At 71.3% G+C, this 18,526-nt stretch carries 17 protein-coding genes and 1 tRNA gene; 12 read left to right on the top strand and 6 right to left on the bottom strand.

What is annotated here, in order from left to right; all coding sequences use genetic code 11:
• Positions 1-87: 87 nt before the first annotated feature.
• From lexA to VF139_16115, 5 genes are all read left to right on the top strand, one after another.
• A complete protein-coding gene (lexA, locus tag VF139_16135) occupies positions 88-696 on the top strand; it encodes a transcriptional repressor LexA (protein ID HEX6852926.1) in 609 nt (202 codons plus the stop codon).
• A 2-nt stretch (positions 697-698) separates the two neighbouring features.
• Positions 699-1,931: an anthranilate synthase component I family protein gene (locus VF139_16130; GenBank protein ID HEX6852925.1), complete on the top strand. Its 1,233-nt coding sequence runs from the start codon at positions 699-701 to the stop codon at positions 1,929-1,931.
• Positions 1,928-2,788: an aminotransferase class IV gene (locus VF139_16125; protein ID HEX6852924.1), complete on the top strand. Its 861-nt coding sequence runs from the start codon at positions 1,928-1,930 to the stop codon at positions 2,786-2,788. Before VF139_16130 ends, VF139_16125 begins: the two co-directional genes overlap by 4 nt.
• A 210-nt stretch (positions 2,789-2,998) precedes the next feature.
• The gene (locus VF139_16120) at positions 2,999-3,325 is read left to right on the top strand and encodes a hypothetical protein (protein HEX6852923.1); all 327 of its coding nucleotides are present in this window, start codon (positions 2,999-3,001) and stop codon (positions 3,323-3,325) included.
• Positions 3,325-3,696, top strand: coding sequence for a hypothetical protein (locus VF139_16115; GenBank protein HEX6852922.1), 372 nt, complete (start codon positions 3,325-3,327; stop codon positions 3,694-3,696). Before VF139_16120 ends, VF139_16115 begins: the two co-directional genes overlap by 1 nt.
• Before the next feature lie 10 nt (positions 3,697-3,706).
• Here the strand turns inward: VF139_16115 and VF139_16110 are convergent.
• A tRNA-Phe gene (locus VF139_16110) sits at positions 3,707-3,782 on the bottom strand.
• A gap of 68 nt (positions 3,783-3,850) precedes the next feature.
• The gene (recA, locus tag VF139_16105; GenBank protein ID HEX6852921.1) at positions 3,851-4,945 is read right to left on the bottom strand and encodes a recombinase RecA; all 1,095 of its coding nucleotides are present in this window, start codon (positions 4,943-4,945) and stop codon (positions 3,851-3,853) included.
• Between the two features lie 269 nt (positions 4,946-5,214).
• Between recA and VF139_16100 the strand changes: the two genes are divergently transcribed.
• The gene (locus VF139_16100) at positions 5,215-7,038 is read left to right on the top strand and encodes a LysM peptidoglycan-binding domain-containing protein (protein ID HEX6852920.1); all 1,824 of its coding nucleotides are present in this window, start codon (positions 5,215-5,217) and stop codon (positions 7,036-7,038) included.
• 43 nt (positions 7,039-7,081) lie between these two features.
• Positions 7,082-8,602 (top strand): YifB family Mg chelatase-like AAA ATPase, encoded by a 1,521-nt coding sequence (locus VF139_16095; protein ID HEX6852919.1) that lies wholly within the window; start codon positions 7,082-7,084, stop codon positions 8,600-8,602.
• A 50-nt stretch (positions 8,603-8,652) separates the two neighbouring features.
• Here VF139_16095 and VF139_16090 read toward each other — a convergent pair whose 3' ends face one another.
• A complete protein-coding gene (locus VF139_16090; protein HEX6852918.1) occupies positions 8,653-10,554 on the bottom strand; it encodes a hypothetical protein in 1,902 nt (633 codons plus the stop codon).
• Positions 10,555-10,626: 72 nt separating this feature from the next.
• The gene (locus VF139_16085) at positions 10,627-11,496 is read right to left on the bottom strand and encodes a DUF6265 family protein (GenBank protein ID HEX6852917.1); all 870 of its coding nucleotides are present in this window, start codon (positions 11,494-11,496) and stop codon (positions 10,627-10,629) included.
• Positions 11,497-11,608: 112 nt separating this feature from the next.
• On the opposite strand from VF139_16085, the gene VF139_16080 reads away from it, so the two are divergent.
• From VF139_16080 to VF139_16070, 3 genes are read left to right on the top strand one after another with little or no spacing between them, the layout of a single operon-like run.
• Positions 11,609-12,640 (top strand): beta-ketoacyl-ACP synthase III, encoded by a 1,032-nt coding sequence (locus VF139_16080; GenBank protein HEX6852916.1) that lies wholly within the window; start codon positions 11,609-11,611, stop codon positions 12,638-12,640.
• Between the two features lie 48 nt (positions 12,641-12,688).
• Positions 12,689-13,132, top strand: coding sequence for an ATP-binding protein (locus tag VF139_16075; GenBank protein HEX6852915.1), 444 nt, complete (start codon positions 12,689-12,691; stop codon positions 13,130-13,132).
• Between the two features lie 25 nt (positions 13,133-13,157).
• On the top strand, positions 13,158-13,499 hold the full coding sequence (locus VF139_16070; GenBank protein ID HEX6852914.1) for an STAS domain-containing protein: 342 nt from the start codon (positions 13,158-13,160) through the stop codon (positions 13,497-13,499).
• Positions 13,500-13,511: 12 nt separating this feature from the next.
• On the opposite strand, the gene mutS is transcribed toward VF139_16070, so the two are convergent.
• The gene (mutS, locus tag VF139_16065; protein HEX6852913.1) at positions 13,512-16,187 is read right to left on the bottom strand and encodes a DNA mismatch repair protein MutS; all 2,676 of its coding nucleotides are present in this window, start codon (positions 16,185-16,187) and stop codon (positions 13,512-13,514) included.
• A gap of 55 nt (positions 16,188-16,242) precedes the next feature.
• Between mutS and VF139_16060 the strand changes: the two genes are divergently transcribed.
• Both VF139_16060 and VF139_16055 read left to right on the top strand, forming a co-directional pair.
• Positions 16,243-17,061, top strand: coding sequence for a DUF481 domain-containing protein (locus VF139_16060; protein HEX6852912.1), 819 nt, complete (start codon positions 16,243-16,245; stop codon positions 17,059-17,061).
• Positions 17,062-17,102: 41 nt separating this feature from the next.
• Entirely contained in the window at positions 17,103-17,462 is a 360-nt protein-coding gene (locus tag VF139_16055; GenBank protein HEX6852911.1) for a hypothetical protein, read from the top strand.
• Positions 17,463-17,474: 12 nt separating this feature from the next.
• On the opposite strand, the gene VF139_16050 is transcribed toward VF139_16055, so the two are convergent.
• Positions 17,475-18,521 carry a hypothetical protein gene (locus VF139_16050; protein HEX6852910.1) on the bottom strand — a complete coding sequence of 349 codons (1,047 nt, stop codon included), beginning with the start codon at positions 18,519-18,521 and terminating at the stop codon, positions 17,475-17,477.
• Between the last annotated feature and the right edge of the window lie 5 nt (positions 18,522-18,526).

Genomic DNA, 18,526 nt, shown 5'->3' with positions numbered 1-18,526 from the left:
CCCGGTGACCCGGCAAAAAAGGCTCCGCGACGGGGTTGAGTTTCGTCCCGTGTTCGCCTAGCCTTGGCTACGTCCAGGAGGTGGTCCATGGCGCTCACGCGACGCCAGCGCGAGGTTCTCGATGTCGTCCGCGATTTCATCCAGCGCAACGGCTACTCGCCCAGCCTCGAGGAGATCGGCCGGGAGCTCGGCCTCTCCTCGGTCGCGACCGTCCACAAACACGTCTCGCATCTGGTGGAGAAGGGGCTCGTCCGGCGGGTGTGGAATCAGAACCGATCGATCGAGCTGGCGGACGACGCCTCGAGGCGGGGCGCGATGGAGCTCCCGCTGATGGGGACGATCGCTGCGGGACGCCCGCTCGAGGCGATCCCGACCACCGAGACCATCTGCGTTCCCTCGGACCTCGTCGCGGGCCGGGGCCGCACGTTTGTGCTGAAGATCCAGGGCGATTCGATGGTCGGCGACTCGATCCGCGACGGCGACTACGTGATCATCGAGGAACGGCGCGTCGCGCGGGACGGCGAGACGGTCGTCGCCCTCGTGGACGGGACCGACGCGACCCTCAAGCGCATCTTCCGCGACGGGGCCAACGTGCGCCTCGAGCCGTCGAACCCGGCGATGCAGCCGATCGTGGTCGCCGCGGACCGGGTTCAGGTGCAGGGCGTCGTGGTCGGCCTGCTTCGCAAGTACGCCTGACGTTGCACCCGGCGCTGCGGTCCGCCATCGAGGCCGCGTCGGCGCTGCGCGAGCCGCACCTTCCGAGCCTCGTGTTTTCGGGCGACCCGGCCTACGACGGCGCGTGGCCCTCGCTCGTCGCGATCGAGCGCGCCGCGGCCGCGACGATCCCGCTCGATCGGATCGACCGGCGGGTCCGCGAGCGACGCCGTCGCGGCGGGCCCTCCGGGACCGGGGTGGCGGCGGTGTTCGCCTACGAATCCGCCGAAACCTGCCTGGCGCTCGAGGTGGACGCCGCCCTGACGTGGACCTCGGGGCAGCCCGAGATCGTGGCCACGGATCCTCCGACGCTTCGCCGGGCCCGAGCGCGCGTCTCGTCGGCACCGGCGCGCGAGCCGGGCGCCTTCCACGCGCGCGGCCCGTTGCGCACGAGTCTTCCGCGGGAGCGCTACGAGGCCGCCGTCGAGCGGATCCGCTCGCGGATCGCGCTGGGGGACTTCTATCAGGCGAACCTCACGCAACGCTTCGAGATCGGTTTCGACGGGGACCCCTTTGCGGCGTGGCGGGCGCTCCTCGAGGCGGGGCCTGCGCCCCGCGCGGCGTTTCTCGAGACCTCGCACGCGTCGCTCGCGTCGGTCTCGCCGGAGGTGTTCGTCGACGTCGATCGCGAGGGGCGCGTCACGACCCGCCCGATCAAGGGAACCCGTCCCCGCGGCGACGACGCCGCCTCCGACGCCGCCGCGGCCGCGGCGCTCCTCGCTTCGGAGAAGGACCGTGCCGAGCTCGTGATGATCGTCGACCTGGAACGGAACGACCTCGGTCGCGTCTGCGAGACCGGGAGCGTGAGGGTGCCGGAGATCGCGGCCTTGCGAACCTACCCGGCGGTCCACCATCTCGTCGCTCGGGTCGAGGGCCTGCTGCGTGCGGAGGTCGGCCCGGGGGAACTCGTGCGGGCGGTGTTCCCCGGTGGATCGATCACCGGTGCCCCGAAGCTCGCGGCGCGCGAGGCCCTGGCCGAGCTCGAGCCCGTTCCCCGAGGCTGGTACACCGGAAGCCTGTTCTGGTTCGCCGACGACGGCAGCACCGCCTCCAGCATCCTGATACGATCGGTCGTCCTGGAACGCGGGGTCGCATCGATCGGTGCGGGCGGCGGCGTGACCGCGGACTCGGACCCTCGCGGCGAGTGGGAAGAGTCGAACGCGAAGGCGCGGGCGATCCTGCGCGTGTTCGGTCGGGATCCCGAGGAGGCCCGTTGAGTTTTCCGGTCCCCGAAGGCGCGGTCCTGTTCGACGGCCGGTGGGTCGCCCCCGGGGAGGCCTCGCTCCCCCTCGCCGATCCGTCCGTGCAGTCGGGGCTCGGCGTCTTCGAGACGCTCGCCGTCCGCGAGGGGCGCGTGCTCGACCTCGACGATCACGTGGCCCGGCTGGGAGCGAGCGCGGCGCGCTTGGGAGTGCCGCTCCCGGAGCCCGAGGTGCTCGTCGCCGCCTGCCTCGGTTACGCGGCGCACGCCGGGGCGGGGACGGGGTGGATGAAGATCCTCGCCGTGCGCGGCGGCCACTGGGCGGTGTTCGGCGGCGCGATGAGCCCGGAGGAGGAGGGACGGCCGGCGACCGCGGTCGTGCTCCCCTGGTCCCGAAGCGTGGCGGACCCGCTCGGCGGAGTGAAGTCGACGAGTTACGGCCCGTTCGCGCTCGGCCTCGAGGAAGCCCGTCGCCGAGGCGCCGACGAAGGGCTCTGGCGCAACGCGCGCGGGCATCTGCTCGAAGGGTGCGCGAGCAACCTGTTCCTCGTGGGGGGCAGGGCGTTGTTCACCGCGTCGCCGCGGGAAGGGGTTCTCGCGGGAACGACACGCGCCCACGCCCTCGACGCGGCACGCGCGATGGGCCTGAGCATCCACGAAGGTCGCGTCCGGATGGAGCGCCTCCTGCGCGCCGAGGAGGCGTTCCTCACGTCGAGCCTGCGCGGCGTGCGCCCGCTGCTCGCCGTGGACGGCCGCCGCGTCGGGCGCGGCGTCCCCGGGCCGGTCACGATGGAGATCGCGCGCCGGGTCGCCCGGGCGCGCGAGGCGTCGGCCCGCGCCCCCGAAACCCTCGTCCCGGAGACCGAACGATGACGACCGTGCTGATCTCCCTCGCGATCTGGTTCGCGCTCGTGCTCGCCTACGGCCTGCTGCGGTCGCGCGGAGCCGCCCCCCAGGACCCGATCCGCCCGTCCGGCCCGATCGAGTAATCCCGAGCCCGGAGGAGTCGCCGGAAGCCGCGCCGCGTTCGTGTGCGTTTAATGTCGTATAACATTATTCGATTGTGATATAACGCGGTCGTGCATGCGAGCGCGACGCGCGAAGCCGGGTCCCAAGCCGCGCCCCGAGGCCGACCGCCTCGGCGTGTTGCTCGGGGTGCGGCTCCGGCGCGACGAGCTCGAGCGGCTGAGGGAACGCTCGGGAGGGCGCCCGGTCGCGTCGCTCGTGCGCGACCTGATCCGTCACTGGCTCGACGACGGGGGGCTGCTCGAGCGCGTGCGCGCCGAGGCGGAGCGTGTGCGCGCCGACCGGGAAGAAGTGCTCGCGATGCTCGAGGAGATCCGGGGGATGCGACGCGCGGCGCGCCGGACGATCGACACGCGCCGGGGTGGAAAGGAGGAGGGGCGATGATGAACCGTTTCTACTTCGACGATGCCGACGGGGTGGCCCTCGCCGCTTCCTCGGCGATCCGGTGGTACCTCAGTCTCGCGGCCGGGACGCCGCGCCGTACGCCGGACGGGCGCGTCCTTCTCGCGCTGCGCCAGATGCACGACGCTCACGCGGAGGCGTTCGCGGCGCGATTCGGCGCGGAGTACGCCGGCAGCGAAGGCAGGCCCCTCGACCCGGCGGAGCTGAACCACAGCTACGGTTCGCTCGAGGAGCAGCAGGCCAAGCTCGACCGCCGGCTCGAGAGCGTGCGGCGCGGCGAAATCCCGAAGCGGTGCGATCGCGAGACCCTCACCGACGAGATGCCCTTCTGGCCGGGAGCGATGGGGGCTTGAAGGTTCGAGTTGGTGGCTCGGGCCGGAATTGAACCAGCGACGCAGGGATTTTCAGTCCCTCGCTCTACCAACTGAGCTACCGAGCCACGGGAGCTGCGCGCGAGGCCGCGCATGGTGGCACGCGGCCTCGCGAATCGTCAAGAACGGCGGCGGATCAGGACGGACGGGCCGCGGGTCTCGGGCGCGCCTCGACGATCGCGGGGGCCGCCTTCGGCGCCTCCACGGCGGCGGGAGCCTCGGCGCCGTTCCCCTTCACCAGCCCCAGCGTCTGCCGGAGCTTCCGGTCGAGCTCGGTCGCGAGCTCGGGGTTGTCCTTCAGGAACTGCCGCGCGTTTTCCCGGCCCTGGCCCAGGCGGATCTCACCGTAGGAGAACCACGAGCCCGACTTGTCCACGAGCTTGTGCGCGATCCCGAGGTCGATCAGGTCGCCTTCCTTCGAGATGCCTTCGCCGTAGAGGATGTCGAACTCCGCCGAGCGGAACGGCGGGGCGACCTTGTTCTTGACGACGCGCAGGCGGGTGCGGGACCCCGTGGTCTCCTCGCCCTCCTTGATCGCGCCGATGCGGCGGATGTCGATGCGGATCGACGCGTAGAACTTCAGCGCGCGTCCGCCCGTCGTCGTCTCGGGGCTGCCGAACATCACGCCGATCTTGTCGCGGATTTGGTTGATGAAGACGAGCGCCGTCTTGCTCTTCGAGACGATGCCGGTGAGCTTGCGCAGCGCCTGCGACATGAGTCGGGCCTGCAGGCCGACGTGCGAATCGCCCATCTCGCCGTCGAGCTCGGCCTTCGGGACGAGCGCGGCGACCGAGTCGACGACGACGAGGTCGACGGCGCCCGAGCGGATCAGGATCTCGGCGATCTCGAGGGCCTGCTCGCCGGAGTCGGGTTGAGAGACCATGAGGTTGTCGGTGTCGCAGCCGAGCTTGCCGGCGTATTCGGGATCGAGGGCGTGCTCGGCGTCGATGAACGCCGCGATGCCGCCGAGCCTCTGGGTCTCGGCGACGATGTGCAGCGCGAGCGTCGTCTTGCCCGAGGATTCCGGTCCGAAGATCTCGACGACGCGGCCGCGGGGGATCCCGCCCACGCCGAGCGCGAAATCGACCGAGAGGGAGGTCGTGGAGATCGCGGCGACATCCACCTGCTGGCGGTCGCCGAGTTTCATGATGGAGCCCTTGCCGAACTGTCTCTCGATCTGGGAGACGGCGAGGTCCATCGCCTTCAGACGGTCCTTGAGATCCAGCGCCATGGGGAACTCTCCGGGGAGGCGGGGTGTTCGGGACGCGACGAAACCGAGCGGGAGGGTAGGCGAGCGAGGGAGGGGCTGTCAATACGAAAGGCGGAAGTAGGACGAAGATTCCCGCGCCTCGGACCCGGAAAGGTTTAAGTCTAGGAGAACACTAGGGTTTTAGGGTGGTTGAGATTTGACACTGGGGGGGGCGGCACCTAAGATTTGCCCCGCCCGAACCTATGGAGTCGCCGGTTTCGGCGGCGTGTTGACCCTGAGCCGGAGGACCCATGGAGCGACAGCAGCGGGGGGCGCGAGGCTTTTCCAAGCTGTCCTCGGCGTTTCTCCTGTTTGCCGCCCTGCCCCTCGCAGGGTGCGCCCTGCACGGGAAGGCACCGGTTTCCACCCCGGAGCCTGCCCCCGCACCGACTGCCCCCGCAACCCCCGCACCCCCCGCCGCCCCCGCGGACCCGACCGACGCGCAGCGACTGGCGGCGCTCGCCCATCTCGCCGCCGCCGATCAGGCCCGGCAGAGCGGCGACGCCGACGAGGCGGCGGCTCAGGAGCGCGCCGCCCGGGAGATCCTGGCTCCCGGCGCCCCCGACACGGCGGCGATCGAAGAGCTCCAGGCCGCGGCGGCCGAGGAGGAAGGCGAACCGACGCCCGGCGAGCCCGTGGAAGCCTCCCCGCTCGACGACATCGCCGACACGCCGGTGGAGCCCACCGAGGCCGAGATCGAGAAGGAGCGCGACCTCGTCGAGGAGAACCCGGTCGCGTTCGACTTCCCCGTGGAGATCAACCCGCGCGTCCTCGCCTACGTCGACTACTTCACCGGGCGTCACCGCGAGTTCTTCCAGAACAGCCTCGATCGATCGGGCCGCTATCTCGAAATGATCCACCGCGTCTTCGACGAGGAAGGGGTCCCCCGCGACCTCGCCTACATGGCTCACGTCGAGAGCGCCTTCAAGGTCACGGCGTATTCGCGCGCGAAGGCGCGTGGGATCTTCCAGTTCATCGCCGGGACGGGGCGCCGCTACGGACTTCGCATCGACGCCTACGTCGACGAGCGCTCCGATCCGGAGAAGGCGACGCGGGCCGCCGCCCGCTACCTCAAGGACCTCTACGGAATGTTCGGCGACTGGTACCTCGCCCTCGCCGCGTACAACACCGGCGAGGGGCGCATCCAGCGAGCGCTGAACCGGCTCGGCCCCAAGACGTTCTGGGAGCTGGCCAAGACCAACTCCCTGTACCGGGAAACGAAGAACTACGTCCCCGCGATCCTCGCGGCGACGGTCATCGCGAAGGATCCGGGCAAGTACGGGTTCGAGACGAATCCCGACGCGCCGCTCCGGTTCGAGACGGTCTCCGTCGAAGGCGCGGTCCATCTCAAGACGATCGCCCGGCTCGCCGAGAGCGATCTCGAGACGGTTCGTTATCTCAACCCGCACCTGCGCCGCCAGGTGACCCCGCCGCACGAGACGACGACGGTGAGGGTGCCGGTCGGCAGCGCCGAGCGGACGCTCGCGGCCCTCAAGGACCTCCCCGACAGCGAGAGGCTCGCCGAGGTCCGCCACAAGGTCCGCAAGGGGGAGACGATCACCTCGATCGCGCGTCGTTACGGGGTGACGACCTCGGAGCTGCGCGAGGCGAACGGCATGGGCCGCAAGTCCGTGCCTCGCGCCGGACAGTGGCTCACGATTCCCGGTGGGACGGCCCCGGTGGCTCTCGCGAAGGCGTCCTCCCCCAAGAAGGCTTCGGACCTGCGGCGGGACGGCGGCGCCGTCGCGTACCGCGTCCGTCGCGGCGACACGCTCGCGTCGATCGCGCGCCGGTACGGGACGACCCCCCAGGCGGTCGCGAGCGCTTCCGGCATCCGCGTCAACTCCACCCTGCAGGTCGGCCAGCGCCTCACGATCCCGGCGCGCGGCGGCGCCGCGATGCAGGCTCAGGCCCAGGCCGCCGAGAAGGTCGTGCACACCGTCCGTCGCGGCGAGAGCCTCACGCGGATCGCGACCCAGTACCGCGTCACGGTCGACGAGATCTGCGCGCTGAACGACATCAAGCCGAACATGACCCTGTATCCCGGCACGCGCCTGACGATCCGCACGAACTAGCCGACTCCCTTCCGGTCCCGCCCGCCTCCTCCGCGGGTGTTCCATGCTCGGACGCGCCACGGGCGCCGTCCTCGCCGGGATCGAGGCGCGCCTCGTCGCCGTCGAGGTCGATCTCGCCGGAGGCCTTCCCACGATCGCCGCGGTGGGGCTCCCCGACAGCGCGGTGCGCGAAGGGCTCGATCGCGTGCGCGCGGCGCTGCGCCACGCGGGGTTCAGGCTCCCGCAGCACCGCATCACGCTCAACCTCGCCCCCGCCGAGCTCCCGAAGCGCGGAACGGGGCTCGATCTCCCGATCGCCGCCGCGCTGCTGACGGCGGACGGCCAGGTGCCGGTGGGCCCGGTCCGTGCGGTTCTCGCCGGCGAGCTCGCCCTCGACGGCGCGTTGCGCCCGGTTCGGGGTGCGTTGTCGATCGCGCTGGCCGCGACCGACGCGCGCTTTGCGCGCCTCGTCGTCCCCGAGGAGAACGCCGCGGAGGCCGCCCTCGTCGAGGGGCTCGAGGTGTACGGCGCCGCGAGCCTCGCGGAAGCCCTCGCCCTCGTCGCGGGGCGTCCGACCAGGAGGCCGACGAGGGTCGAGCCGCACCGTCGCCTCGAGGACGCGCGACAACGAACGGGCGTCGCCGACCTCGCGGAGGTGAAGGGGCAGGCGAGCGCACGCCGCGCCCTCGAGATCGCCGCCGCCGGGGGACATCACCTGCTGCTCACGGGACCTCCGGGGTCGGGGAAGACGATGCTCGCGCGGCGCCTTCCGGGGATCCTCCCGCCGATGACGCTCGACGAGGCGCTGCGCGTGACGCAGGTCTGGAGCGCCGCGGGGCTCGCGGATGGGCTCGTCGTCGAGCGCCCCTTCCGCGCGCCCCACCACGGGATCTCGTTCGCGGGGCTCACCGGCGGCGGGCTTCGCCTCAAGCCCGGCGAGATCACCCTCGCGAGCGGGGGCGTGCTCTACCTCGACGAGCTGACCGAGTTCCGTCGCGACGCCCTCGAGGCGCTGCGTCAGCCCCTCGAGGAGGGAGCGATCACGATCGCCAGGCTCCACGAGCGTGCGACCTTCCCGGCGGAGTTCGCGCTGATCGCGTCGATGAACCCCTGTCCCTGCGGCCACCTCGGCGACCCGCGCGGCCGCTGCCGCTGCTCGCCGATCGAGGTCGATCGTTATCTCGCCAAGATCTCGGGTCCGCTGATCGACCGGTTCGATCTCGTGGTGGACGTGCCCGCGGTCGATCCGCTCGACCTCGCGGCGGCGAAGGCCGGGGAGGGGTCGCTGCCCGTGCGGCAGCGGGTGCTGGCCGCGCGGGCGGCGCAGGAGGCTCGAGGGTCCGTCAACTCCCGGCTCACCGGAGCCGAGCTCGACCGCGCCGCACCGCTCGAGGCGGAGGGAAGCCGGCTGCTCTCCGAGGCGTCGAAGCGGCTCGGCCTGTCCGCGAGAGGCTGGACGCGCGTGCGGCGGGTCGCGAGGACGATCGCGGATCTCGAAGGCGGGGAGACCGTCGAACCGCGACACCTCGCGGAGGCGGTGGGGTATCGCGAGGGCCGTTCCGGTGCCATGCGCGCTCCGAGGTAGACCCCGTGCCGAGAGCCTCCGAGTAGGAAGTCCGACGAACCCGGCGTCGCCTAGGGGCAGTCCTGCGCGATCGTCCGCGGGGTCCCCTCGCTCGTCCGTCCGTAAGTGCCCCGAGCGCAGGCGTTCCGGGCGCGGACGAGAAAATAGACCCCGGCACCCGCGGGCGGGGCCGGGGTGGGATCGGCCCCGTTCGGCGAGACGACGTTCCCCAGCAGGCAGGTCGCGCCGGCGAACGTCCCGTCGGTGCGGAGCTGCAGAAGTTCTCCCGTCACGAGGTCGTAGCGGAACCCCGGCCCTTCGCTCGTCCAAGAGAAGGCGCCGCCGCCGCCCTTGTCCACGAGGAACCCCTCGACCTCGGTCGGCAGACGCGCCGCCGAGGGATCGAGCGGGGCGCAGTCCTCGGCGTCCGCCGTTCCGTCGTCATCGTCGTCGTCGTCGCAGGCGTCCCCTTCGCCGTCCTCGTCGAGGTCGCCCTGGTCGGCGTTCGCCGCCGCCGGGCAGTTGTCGCCGCAGGTCGCTCCGCCGGGAGGCTCGCAGGACGGCGCGCAGAGGGCGCGGCCGTCGCCGTCTTCGTCGGGGCACACCGCGGGCGGCCACGCAGAGACGCTCGCCGCCGGCGGGGAGGCGGCCTCCTCGGCCGCGCGGGCGGCGAAGGCCGGGGGCTGCCCCGGCGGCGCGTAACGGATGACGCGCAACAACTCCAGGCGGAAGGACACGCCCCCGGCGGGATCGGTGTTCGGAATCGCCGCCGGGATCCAGATCCCGCTCTCCCCGTACTGCCAGGCGTCGCCGGTGCACTGCGTGTCGAGCGGATTCAGGCTGTCGGAGTAATACGCGACGCAGGCCAGCGCGGGGATGTCGGACACCACGCGCAGGGTCATCGCGAGCGTCCCCTGCGCACCGGTCACCATCTCCCAGGATTGCGGCGCCGACGAGACCGGGTCCGGGCTTCCGTCGATCGTCGCCCCGGCGACGTTGAAGTCGTTGTAATAGACCATCCCGGCCGCGCCCGGGGAGTAGTCGAACAGGTCCAGGATCCCCGGGATCGAGTGGACGCGCACGAACGTCCAGACGTCCTCGCGCGCCTCGTAGAAGGCGTGGATCCGGTGCGTGGTGATGCCGCTGTTCGCCCCGATGTACCCCCGGATCGCCCGCAGCGGGCCCGATCGGTTGACGATGAGCGCGCCGCCGTCGCTGCTGAAGGTCTGCTCGGTGCGGCTGCAGTCCCGCGGGCGCAGCTTGGTCTTGTGCCGGTCGAGGATGTCGACCCCCGTGGCGTTCCCCGCGGTCACGCGCGTCTCGTCGCGGATCCAGCGGTCGGAGAAGCGCACGCCGTAGCTCGAGGTCGTCACGACGGAGTTCTCGGGATTCGGCCCGACGGCGGTGTTGTAGGTGGTCTTGTAGTCCCCCGAGAGGAGGTTGAAAGCGTAGGCCACCCGCTGGGCCCCCGCCGCGGGGTCGAGGGTACCGTCGCCGGGGAAGAGGTAGACCCAGGCGCGCGCTCCGTCGAGCGGGTCGCGGATCTCGACCTCTACCCCCGCGGCCGGATCCACGTGTTCCGGAGGGTCGGCGAAGCCCGCGCGGGATCCCCCCGCGTCGATCGCCATGACGACGAGCTCGTCGTCCGCGTCGAACGCCGCGTCGGGATCGGCGCCGGTGAACGTCCCCGCGTCGGTGTAGGTCCGCACGGTCAGGCCGACCGGGGCGCTGCCGTAGATCGTGCCGAAGTCGACGAGCGCGCGCTCGTCCACCTGGAGGGGAATCTGGACCCAGCCTCCTTCGAAGCGGAAGGCCACGAGGCCAGCCGGGTTGTTCCCGACCAGCGTCGGCAGATCGGCGCCGGTCAACACGACCGGATCGGCGATGCGGTCGAGCGGCGACGCGGCCTCGGCGTCGGGGCGGATTGCCGACCCCGCCAGGACCATGACGAAGGCCAGTCCCCGCATCGGCATCCAGGCCCCCAGCGGTTCCCGAGGAAGGATGACTCGGCGCCGACCCCGGCGCATCGGGCGCTTGACGCTTGTCTAGCGCGCGCTCCGGGAAAACACGAACGTGAACCCCTTCGTTCCTTCTCCTCCGTCCACGACGGCGGTCAACGTCCCGTCCGCCCCGAGCCGGTAGGTGATCCGCTTCGGGAAATCGTGCTGCGGGTTCTCGAACACGGCCTCGCCCTCGGAGCTGCGGGTGAGCTTGAACTCCGTCCCGGGGCTGCGCGCTCCGGGATGCGCGATGTAGAAGATGCCGTCGGCGCGCGCGACGATCCGCAGATACTCGAACTCTCTCGTGCTCCCGTCGGCGACCGTGCGGCTCATGCCGAGCATCGAGCCCCCGGACGGTGCCGTCCAGTGTTCGTCGACCTGGCGCTTGCCGGGTTCGGTCCGCCAGTCGCCCGCCATCCACGCGAGCGCCGCGATTCCGGTCGCTCCCGCCGGAACCGCGACCGGCTTCGGCGCGCAATCGCATTCGGGGCATCCCTTGTCGAAGACGATCTTCCAGGAGCCGTCCGGCTGCCGGCGCCAGACGGAGTTGAACGTGCCGACGCGGTTTCCTGCGGGATCGAGCACCGGCCCGCTCGTGTATCCCAGAGTCCCGGAATCGAGGACCTCGACATCCGATGGAGCCCAGGAGAACGGCGCGGCGGGCCCCTCGTAGAACCGCTTCCATGCGGCGGCGACGGCGTCTTTGCCGCGCAGGACGCTCCGGCCGAAGAACACCGTCTCGTCCGCCAGGAACGAGGTGAACGCCGCGTGGTCCCGGTCGGCCATCGTCTTCGCGAAGGCGACCTCGGTCTTCCGGACCTGCTCCTTCAGGTCGGCATTCGGGGTGTCGGCGGAATCGGCGTTGTTGACGCCCGCCGCGACGAGGGCGAGCAGGACGAGGGTGTTCCGAAGCATGTCGAGGCCTCCACGCGCATCCTCGCATGCCATTGAGCCGCTTCTTCTTCCTTGCAGCAAACCGCCGCAGAGCCGTATATCTCCGTGGCCCTTCTGGGGTGGGGGTCCCGACATGGCAGGCGACGGGCAGGTTCGTGCCGGCGTGCTCGGCACGGGGAGTCACGTCCCCGACCGCATCGTCGACAACCGCGAGCTCGCGGAGCGCTACGGCTGCTCCGAAGACTGGATCCTCAAGCGGACGGGGATCCAGCAGCGTCGGTTCGCCGCGCCCGGGGTCGCCGCCTCCGACCTGGGACTTCTGGCCGCGCGGCAGGCGCTCGACGCCGCCGAGGTGGAGCCCAGGGAGCTCGACCTCGTCATCTGCGCGACCTACACCCCCGACATGGCCTTCCCCTCGACCGCGTGCCTGATCCAGGACCGACTCGGAGCGCAACCCGCCGCCTCGTTCGACCTGCAGGCGGCCTGCTCCGGGTTCGTCTACGCCCTCGTGACCGCGGCGCAGTTCATCGCGAACGGGGCGGCGCGACGGGTGCTCGTCGTCGGGTCGGACGTGAACTCCAGGATCATCGACCCGATGGACCAGAAGGTCACGGCCCTGTTCGGGGACGGCGCGGGGGCGGTGGTCCTCGGACCGGTCAACGGATCCACGGGCCTTCTCGGGTGGCACATGGGGGCCGACGGTTCCGGGGGGTCCCTCTTCAGGATGCCCGCCGGCGGATCGCGCAAACCCGCCTCCGCCGAGACGATCGAGGCCCGGGAGCACTTCATCCAGATGGACGGTCCGACGCTCTTCCGGTTCGCCGTCGAGGCCCTCGTCACCGCCTCGCGCCGTGCGCTCGACCGCTCGGGGCTGGCGCCGGACGCCGTCGACCTCTTCGTCCCGCATCAGGCCAACCTGCGGATCCTCGAGGCGGGGATCGAGCGTCTGAAGATCCCCCGCGACCGGATGCTCGTCACCGTCGATCGTTACGCCAACACCGCCGCGGCCACGATCCCGATCGCCCTGGACGAGGCGGTCCGGACCGGCCGGGTGTCCCCGGGGGCGAATCTGCTCATGACCGGGTTCGGGGCCGGGCTCACCTGGGGAGCCGCGGTGCTGCGTTGGACCGGCGGCAAGTCCGAGGGGGGCGGCCCAATTCGTTGACGGTTCCGCGCCGGGGCGGATATCCTCCCGCGGTTTACGGGAGGAATCTTGGCCGAAGCCGTCGTCCTCAGGTTTCCCAGCTCCGTCCGGTTCGTGGAGACCGCGCACGCCCTGGCGGAAAAACTGGGAGCCCAGGCCGGATTCTCGGACGACGAGGCCCTGAATCTCGCCATCGCGGTGCACGAGGGCGTGATCAACGCCCTCGTCCACGGAAACCGTCAGGATCCGAAGGTCCCGGTCGAGGTCCGTTTCGACCTCCTCAAGCGCGGGATCCGGGTGCGGATCCGCGACCGTGGGGAGGGATTCGACCCGCAGGCGACCCCCGATCCGACGGACAAGGAGCACATCCTCAACACGTCCGGTCGGGGGATCCTGATGATGCGTGCGTACACGGACCGGCTGGAGTTCCGGCGCAGGCCCGGACGCGGCATGGAAGTCACGATGCACAAGAAGGTACAATCCGGCCGCCGCGGCAACGCGAAGCGGCGCTGAACCGCAGAACTCGGAGGAGTTTCCCATGAGCCTCAAGTTGAACGTCCGCGAGGCCGGTCACGTCTCGGTCGTGGACCTCTCGGGCAAGATCACCATCGGCGAGGGCGATTCGCTGCTGCGGGAGAAGGTGCAGGCGCTGCTCGACGGCGGCAAGAAGAACATCCTGCTCAATCTCGAGGGCGTGTCGTACATGGATTCGGCCGGCATCGGCGAGCTCGTGGCCTGCTACAAGCGGGCTCGCGAGAAGGGCGGCACCGTCAAGCTGCTCAAGCCGGCGGGGAAGGTCCAGGACCTGCTCGCGCTCACCAAGCTCGAAGAGGTCTTCGACTCGTACCAGACCGAGAAGGACGCCCTCGTCGCCTTCTGACCGACGCTCGGCCTAGGCGCCGTCTCCGCGGGTGCGGAGGCGGCGCACCCACGCGTCCAGCCTCTGAAGGGCGTCGATCGGCGTGAGCCGGTCCGGATCACACGCCCGCAACTCCGCCAGGATCTCCGCCACGCTCGGATCGGGTGGCGGCGTGCGCGGCTCGGGCTCCGCCAGGGCGAACAGCGGCGTCTCGCCGCGGCGGTATCGCGTCGATCCGCCCCGGCGCGCGCGACGCGGAAGCCCGTCCCCGCCGAACTCGTCCTTCTCCAGGTTCTCGAGGATCTCGCGCGCCCGCGCCAGGACGGCCGCGGGCACCCCCGCGAGCCTCGCGACGTGGATGCCGTAGGAGCGGTCGGCCGCGCCGGACTCCACGCGGTGCGTGAAGACGACCTCGTGCCCGCGCTCGCGCACGGCCATGCGGAGGTTGCGCACGCCGGGGAGCGCCACGGCGAGCTCGGTCATCTCGTGGTAGTGCGTCGCGAAGAGCGTGCGCGGCGCTCCTCCCGCCCGGCCGTGGAGGTGCTCCGCGACCGCCCACGCGATCGCGAGGCCGTCGAAGGTCGAGGTCCCGCGGCCGATCTCGTCGAGGAGGACGAGGCTTCGCGGCCCGGCGTGGTGGAGGATGTTCGCCGTCTCGGTCATCTCCACCATGAACGTGCTTTGCCCTTCGGCCAGACTGTCCGACGCTCCCACGCGACAGAAGACGCGATCGACGATCCCGATCTCGGCCGATTCGGCGGGGACGAACGAGCCCGCCTGCGCGAGGACGACGATCAGCGCGACCTGCCTCAGGTAGGTCGACTTCCCCCCCATGTTCGGGCCGGTGAGGATGCCGATCGCCGAGGCGGGGGGGTCGAGGGAGGTGTCGTTCGGGACGAAGCGGCCGTGGCCGAGGGTCGCCTCGACGACCGGATGGCGTCCGCCCGCGATCCGCAGCTCGAGCCCCTCCGAGACGCGCGGGCGGCAGTACCCCTCGCGCACGGCGAGCTCGGCGAAGGCGCAGACGACGTCGAGGCGCGCGAGGGCGCGCGCGGTCGCCTTGAGCCGGTGGGCGTGGGCGGCGATCTCGGTCCGCAACGCGGCGAACAGCTCGTACTCGAGCTCCACGATCCGCTCCTGCGCGTGCAGGACCTTCGACTCGTAGTCCTTCAGCTCGGGGGTGACGTAACGCTCGCCCCCCGCGATCGTCTGCTTGCGGGTGTAGCGGTCGGGGACGCGGTCGAGGTTCGACCGCGAGATCTCGATGTAGTAGCCGAAGACCTTGTTGAACCGGACCTTCAGCGACGCGATTCCCGTCGCCTCGCGCTCGCGCGCCTCGAGGGCGGTGATCCACGCGCTGCCGTCCCGGCGGATCGCGCGCAGCTCGTCGAGCTCGGCGTGGAAGCCGTCGCGCAGGACCCCGCCGTCCTTCGCGCCGGCGGGGGGCTGGTCGACGAGCGCCGCCGCGAGGCGTTGCTCGAGGTCGGCGCACGGATCGAGCCCGTCGAGGGTCTCGCGAAGGAAGGCCATCGCGAGCGTCGATCCGGACTCGACGAGCGCCGGCACCGACTCGAGGGACGCGCGCAGGGCGACGAGCTCGCGCGGGCCCGCGCTCGCGGCGACGATTCTCCCCGTGAGACGCTCGATGTCGCGCACCGCCTCGAGGCGGGAGCGCATCGTCTCGCGCAGCGCCGCCCGCTCGACGAGCTCCTCGACCGCATCGTGGCGGCGCGCGATCTCGCGGGCGTCGAGGAGCGGCTCCAGGATCCACGCGCGGAGCAGCCGCGCTCCGGCGGCGGTGCGCGTGCGGTCGACGGCGTGGATCAGCGAGCCCGCGCGGGCGCCGTCGCGCAGCGAACGCTCGATCTCGAGGTTGCGGCGGGTGGCGCGATCCAGGGCGAGCGCGGCGCGCGGCTCGTGCAGCGCGATCCCGTCGAGGTGCTCGAGGCCGTGTTTCTGCGTGTCGCGGAGGTAGGCGAGCAGCCCCCCCGCGGCGGCGACCGCGACCGGCGCGTCGCGAAGGCCGAAGCCGTCCAGGGAGGCGACGCCGAAGTGGCGGCGAAGCAGCTCCCCGGCGGGATCGGGGAGGAACGCGTACCCGTCGACCGGCGTCAGCGCCGCGCGGCCGAGCTCCGCGAGACGCTCGCGGGCGGGAAGCTCCTCCGCGACGACGATCTCGCGGGGTGAGAACGCCTGGAGACGCTCGACGAGGGCTTCGCGGGCGTCCGGACCATCGGAGGACTGCCAGGCGAGGAACGACCCGGTCGAGAGGTCCGCGAAGGCGGCGCCCACCACCCCGCCGACCTCGGCCACCGAGGCGATCCAGGCCGGTTCCTTCTCGTCGAGCTCCCCGGGATCGGTCAGGGTCCCCGGGGTGACGACCCGGATCACTTCCCGTCTCACGAGCCCCTTGGCCTTGCGGGGGTCCTCGACCTGTTCGCAGACCGCCACGCGACGTCCGGCGCGCACGAGGCGCGCCGTGTACGCGTCGATCTGGTGGTGCGGGAACCCGCACATCGGCGCCTCGTGGGCGGTGCCCTTCCCGCGCGCGGTGAGCGCGAGCTCGAGGACGCGGCTGGCGTCGACCGCATCCTCGTAGAACATCTCGTAGAAGTCCCCCATCCGGAACAGCAGGAGCGTTCCCGGATGTTCCGCCTTCATGGTCCGGTACTGCCGGAACATCGGCGTCAGGGAGGATTCGGCCGGCATGGCGGGGGAGTATACCGCCCGCTAGAATCCGGCTCTTTTCCATTCGGGGGGCCTCATGAAGCGGTTCTTCGTCGCCGTCGTGGTTGCCAGCCTCGCTCACGTCGCCGTCCTCGCCGAGGACGCGCCTGCGAAGCCGTGGACCAACGCCACCGAGCTGGGCGTGATCGTCACGAGCGGGAACTCCGAGTCCACCAATTTCGCCTTCTCCAACAAGTACGGCTACAAGTGGACGAACGCGGAGTTCCTCTCCAACGCCGGAGCCCTGCGCACCGAATCCACCCCCAACGCGTTCAACCTCGACGGCGTGCTCGTCGAGCCCCCCAAGGAGACGACCGCGGAGTCGTATTTCCTCGACGGGAAGTACCGCCGTACCGTGACCGGCGATCTGTTCTGGTACGCGCTCGCCGGCTGGAACCGGAACCGCTTCCAGGGGATCGACTCCCGCCTGTTCGGCGGCGGCGGGATCGGGTACCGGTTCTTCGAGACCGACCGGACCAAGTTCTCCGGCGAGATCGGCGTGGACTACACGCAGGAGAGCCCCGTCGACGGCGAGGACCGCGACTTCGCCGGAGCGCGCGGTTTTCTCGCCTACGAGCAGAAGATCGGGGAGTCCTCGAAGTTCGTGCAGGAGCTCGAGATCCTGGAGAACCTGGACGACACCGACGATCTTCGCGCGCGCTCCTTGACGTCGATCCAGGCGAGCCTGAACGCGCGGCTCGCCCTGAAGTTCGCGGTGCGGGTCCTTTATGACAAGCAGCCCGCGACCGAGACCCTCAACGACGTCGACGACCTCGACGGGGTGGCCCCGCCGATCGTCCGGGAGCTCGACGAGCTCGACACGATCCTGACCGCCACCCTCGTGATCAATTTCTGAGGGTTGACCCGAAACGCGCCGGAAGCCTATAACGGCGGCCCATGGAAGAACGCGCGCTCACCGACGAGCTCACCGACCAGGACCGCGTCCTGCTCGTGTTCGGGTACCTCGGGCCGCTCGTGATCTTCTCGCTCGTCGCGGGCCGGAAGGAGTTCGTGAAGTGGCACGCCAAGCAGGGCGTGCTCGTGTCGGCCTTCCTCGCCGCGCTCTTCGTGGTGCTCCGGGGGCTCTACGGGATCGTCGCGCGTCACGCCTGGGCCACCGTCGCCGACCTCGTCTGGACGGCGTGCGGGCTCGTCGCGGTGGGGGCGGCGTTGCTGCTGTTCCTGTGCGTCGTGCGCGCGCTCGACGGGGAGCGGTTCAAGGTGCCGCTGCTCGGCGAGGTCGCCGACCTGTTCTGAGGCGACCGGCCCCTACTCCGCGGGGAGCGTCCACGGGGCGTCCTGGAAGATCAGCACCGCGATCCCTTCCTTGAAGGCGAACTCGCGCAGGCCCATGCCGCGAAGGGCGTATTCGAGCCCGGACGCGGTGAGGCGCCCGCGCGCCTCCCGGAGGTCGGCCTCGATCTTCGGTCTCTCCTCCCGGGGAGCGCTGCCGGCGCGATTGCGTGCGTCGCCCGCCCGCCGCTGCGCGTCGCGCAAGGTCTCCTCGAGCTCCGCCGTCGACAGGACGTTCCAGCCGCGGCCGTCCGGGGCGCGCTCTGGGAGCGAGCCGAGCTGGACCGCGACGTCGGCCAGGCGCGCCGCGTAACGCGGGTCGTCGGCATTGGCGGGATCGAGGCGCACCGCCTCCCTCCAGGCCCGGGCCGCCGCCTCCCAGCGACGCAGCCGTCCGTTCGCGAGCGCGAGCTGCCGGTAGTCGGCGGCGCCCGCGCCGGGGAAGGAGACGAGCGCCGCGAGGTGCGGCTCGGCGGCGGCGAAGTCCCCCCGGGACATCGCGCGCTCGGCGAGGTAACGACGGGCCCAGCGGGATTGACCGGGATAACCCGAGCCGAACCCTTCGACCGCGGTCGCGAAACTGGCGGAGGCGGCCTCCGCGTCCCCGGCCTCCTGCTGGAGCCGCCCCAGCTGGAAACTCTCCATCGGAGAGGCCGGCTTCGGCAATCCGCCCGAGCCGACCTTCCTCGCGGTCTCGACCGCGACCGTCCGCGCTTCGTCCTTCAGGCCGAGGTTGGCGTAGGCGTTCGCGAGGTAGAACGGGATCTCGAGGCTCTTCGCGGTCGTGTTCTCGCTCTCGAGCGAGGCGCGGGCCCGCTCGAGGGCGTCCTTGGCGGCGGGCTCGTCGCCGAGGACGCGGCGGCAGAAGAACAGGCGGTAGAGGAGGGGCCCGGACAGCTGCCCTTGCGCGTCGAGCGCCTCGAGCGCCGCTCGGGCCTCGGCGTATTTCCCGGCGTCGTAGAGGGCGACCGCGTCGGTTGGGGCCGCGGCGGCGGCGGCGAGGAGCAGGGCGGCGAGGCACATCGACG

Source organism: Candidatus Polarisedimenticolaceae bacterium (assembly GCA_036376135.1).
Classification (GTDB): domain Bacteria; phylum Acidobacteriota; class Polarisedimenticolia; order Polarisedimenticolales; family DASRJG01; genus DASVAW01.
Note: the sequence above shows the minus strand (reverse complement) of the source record. Positions and strands in the feature narration are given on the sequence as shown.